1 protein-coding gene is annotated in these 4,129 nt (G+C 69.0%); it reads right to left on the bottom strand.

Annotated features, from left to right (window positions below):
* A partial coding sequence (locus RT028_RS16290) for an amino acid adenylation domain-containing protein (RefSeq protein ID WP_312936149.1) occupies positions 1-4,129 on the bottom strand: 4,129 nt, incomplete at both ends.

Below are 4,129 nucleotides of genomic sequence, written 5' to 3' on the forward strand. Positions count from 1 at the left end.
ACGGCGCTGGGCCTGGGTGGCGATGAGCTCGTGCAGGCAGAGCTCGACCGGCACCTGCGCCGGCGCGCCATTCCAGCCATGCACGGTCGCCTGGTACTCGCCGGCGCTCAACAGCGGCAGCTCCGCCAGGCGCTGCTCAGGGGCTTGCACCATGCCCTGCAACAGCGCCTGCCAATGCCCGGCCAGGCGCTGCACCGTGCTGGCCGTGAACAGGTCGGTGGCGTAGGTGAACACTGCGTGCAGGCCATCGGCAGATTGGAAGGTGTCGAGCATCAGGTCGAACTGGCTGGTCTCGCTGGTCAGCGTCAGGGCCTCCAGCTGCACGCCGCCCACCTTACGCCGCAGGGCACTCTGACGGGCATGCGCCTGGTGGTTGAACAGCACCTGGAACAGCGGGTGGTGGCCATGACTGCGCTCAGGCTGCAAGGCCTCGACCAGTTGCTCGAACGGCAGCGCCTGATGCGCCTGGGCGCTTTGCGCAGTGCCTCGCACCTGAGCCAACAGTTCGTTCACGGTCATTTGCGGGTCGAGCTGGGCCTGCAACACCTGGGTGTTGACGAAAAAGCCCAGCAGGCCCTCGGTTTCCAGGCGCTGGCGGTTGGCGACCGGCACCCCGACGCGGATCTGCGCTTGCTGGCTGTAGCGGTGCAGCAGCGCCTGCAACGAGGCCAGCAGCACGCTGAACAGCGTGGTGCCTGCGGCGTGCGCCAGGCTCTTGAGTTGCGCGGTCAAGGCCGCATCGAGGTCCAGGGCCACGGCGGCGCCACGGCCACTGGCCTGGGCCGGACGGGGATGGTCCAGGGGCAGCTCGATGACGCTGTGGTCGTTACCCAGCTGCGCGCGCCAATAGGCCAGTTCACGCGCCCCCTCGCCGCCTGCCAGGCGTGCGCGTTGCCAGACGGCGTAATCGGCGTATTGCACGGGCAGCACTGGCAGCGCCGGCAGCTGGCCTTGGCTGAAGGCTTCATAACCCAGCACCAGCTCCTCGACCATGCGCTGCATCGACCAGGCATCGGAGACGATGTGGTGCTGCACCAGCACCAGCACGTGCTGGTCTTCGGCCTGGCGCAGCAGCGCGACCCGCAGCAGCGGGCCGTTGTCCAGGTCGAAGGGCTGACGGGCAAAGCTTCGGACCCACGCCTCGCAGTCGCTGCCGGCTGGCAGCGCTTGCGCCGCGAGGTCCAGCGTGGTGGGCGCCGCGATCACCTGCAGCAGTTGCTCGCCGTCGTGGCGGAAGGTGGTGCGCAGGGTTTCGTGGCGCGCGATCAGCAGGTCGAAGGCCTGCTGCAAGGCACTGACGTCCAGTGGCCCGTGCAGGCGCAAGGCGACGGGAATGTGATACGCGCTGCTCTGCGCGTCGAGCTGCCACAGGTACCACTGACGTTCCTGGGCGTAAGACACCGGCAGCGGTTGCTCGCGACTCACCGCTTGCAGCGGCGCATGGCGCGGTGCGTTGTGGTCGAGGCTGGCGGCAAAGGCGCACAGGGTGGTGTGCTCGAACACGCGCTTGAGCGCCACCTCTTGATCGAGTAGCACGCTCAGGCGCGACACCACCTGGGTGGCCAGCAGCGAGTGGCCGCCCAGGGCGAAGAAATCATCGTCGGCGCCCACTTCATCGACCTGCAGCACCTCGCCCCAGACCTTGGCCACGGTGTGTTCCAGCGGGCCTTGCGGGGGGCGATAGGCGCGCTGCAGCAGGCTGGCGTCAGGGCTGGGCAAGGCCGTGCGATCGAGCTTGCCGTTGGTGGTCAACGGCCACGCGCCGAGCAGCAGCCAGTGGGTCGGCAGCATGTACTCGGGCACCTGGCCGCGCAGGCTGAGCTTGAGCTGTTCGCGCAATGACGTCTGCGCGAGCGGGTCGGCCATGACTTGGGCGGTGTCGGTCGGCACGACGTAAGCCACCAGTTGCAGTGACGCGCCGCTGCCGTGGGGCAATACCACCACGCTGGCGACCGCAGGCTCGGCCAGCAGCCGCGCTTCGATCTCGCCGAGCTCGATGCGGTGGCCCCGAATCTTCAATTGCTGGTCGAGCCGGCCGCTGTACTCGATCACGCCATCGGCGCGGTAACGCGCCAGGTCGCCGGTGCGGTACAGGCGCCCGCCCTCTGCGCCGAACGGGTCGGCGATGAAGCGCGTGGCACTGAGCCCGCCGCGGTTCAGGTAACCGCGCGCCAGGCCCGCCCCGGCAATGTACAGCTCGCCCACACAGCCCTTGGCCACCGGGTTGAGGTCGGCGTCGAGCAGGTACCAGCGCAGATCGGGAAGCGGTTGACCAATCGGGCTGTTGGCGCTCTGGCGCAGATCCTCGAGGGTCAGTGGGCGGTAGGTGACGTGTACGGTGGTTTCGGTGATGCCGTACATGTTCACCAGGCGCGGGGCGCGCTCACCGAAGCGCTCGAACCACGGCCGCAGGGCGTTCACGTCAAGCGCTTCGCCGCCGAAGATCACTTCGCGCAGGGCCAGTTGCCCGGTGCCGGCGCAGGCCACCGGCTGCAGCGCCTTGAAGGCCGACGGGGTCTGGTTCAGCACCGTCACGCCCTCGCGGCACAGCAGCGCGTAGAAGGCCTGCGGCGAACGGCTGACGTCATGCGGCACCACCACCAGGCGCCCGCCGTGCAGCCAGGCGCCGAAGATTTCCCATACCGAAAAATCGAAGCCATAGGCATGGAACAGCGTCCACACATCGTGCTCGTCGAAGGCGAACCAGGGCGCGCTGGCCGCGAACAGGCGCAGGGCGTTGGCGTGGGTCAGCAGCGTGCCCTTGGGCTGGCCGGTGGAGCCGGAGGTGTAGATGACATAGGCCAGGTTGTGCGGGCCGACGTGGGTGACCGGGGCGTCGGCATGTTCGTCCTGCTCGCCCAGGGCGACCAGCGTCACGTGTTCGGGTAGCGGCAGGCGGGCCTGCACCGACGGTTCGGCCAGCAGCAGGGTGATGCCACTGTCTTCGATCAGGTAGGCCAGGCGCTGCTGCGGGTAGGCCGGGTCCAGCGGCACGTAGGCGCCACCGGCCTTGAGAATGGCCAGCAGGCCGATCAGCATCGGCACGCCACGTTCAGCCGCCAGACCGACGCAGACGTCAGGGCCGACGCCGCGCTCGACCAGGGTGTGGGCCAGGGCGTTGGCGCGGCGCTCGAGCTGGCCGTAGGTCAGGTGCTCATCGGCGCAGGTCACGGCCACGGCCTCGGGGCGCCGCTGCGCGTGCAGCGCGATCTGCTGGTGCAGGCAGGTGCTGACCGGGAACTGCGCCGGTGCAGGGTTCCAGGCCTGCACGCTGGCCTGGTGTTCGTCGCCCGCGAGCATCGGCAGTTCGGCCAGACGTCGCTCATCCCCAGCCACCAGTGCCTGCAACAGCGCCTGCCAGTGCTCGGCCATGCGCGTGACGGTCTCGGCGGTGAACAGGTCGCAGGCATAGGTCAGCGCGGCGTGCAGCTCGCCGCCGCGCTCGAAGGTATCGAGGGTGAGGTCGAACTGGGTGGTCTGGCTCTGCCACTGCACCTGCTCCAGGCGCAGACCGCCCGGCAAGGCGTAGGTGCTGAGGTCGGCCACCTCCGGCTGATGGTTGTACATCACCTGGAACAGCGGCGTGCGGCGGCTATCACGCTCCAGGTGCAAGGCTTCGACCAACTGCTCGAAGGGCAGGTCTTGGTGGGCCTGGGCATCGAGCACCACGCCGCGCACCCGGCGCAGGAAGTCGTTGACCTGCAGCTGGCTGTCGACCTCGGTGCGCAGCACCTGGGTGTTGACGAAGAAGCCGATCAGCCCTTCGGCTTCGCGGCGATGGCGGTTGGCGATCGGCGTGCCGATGCGGATGTCGGCCTGGCCGCTGTAGCGCTGCAGCAGGAGCTTGAAGGCCGCGAGCAGCACCACGAACAGGCTGACCTCCTGGCGGCGGGCCAGGCTGCGCAGCTGTTCGGTCAGCGCCGGCGCAATGCTGAAGGTGCAGCGCCGCCCCTGCTGGCTGGGCTGTGCAGGCCGTGGGTGGTCGGTGGGCAGGGCCAGCGGCGTCTGCTCGCGGCCCAGCTGGGCCAGCCAGTAGTCGAGCTGGCGCTGGCCCTCGCCCGCCTCCAGCCAGCGCCGCTGCCACAGGGCGTAGTCGCTGTACTGGATCGGCAGGGCTTGCCAGTTCGGC

The organism is Pseudomonas sp., assembly GCF_032058845.1.
GTDB lineage: Bacteria > Pseudomonadota > Gammaproteobacteria > Pseudomonadales > Pseudomonadaceae > Aquipseudomonas.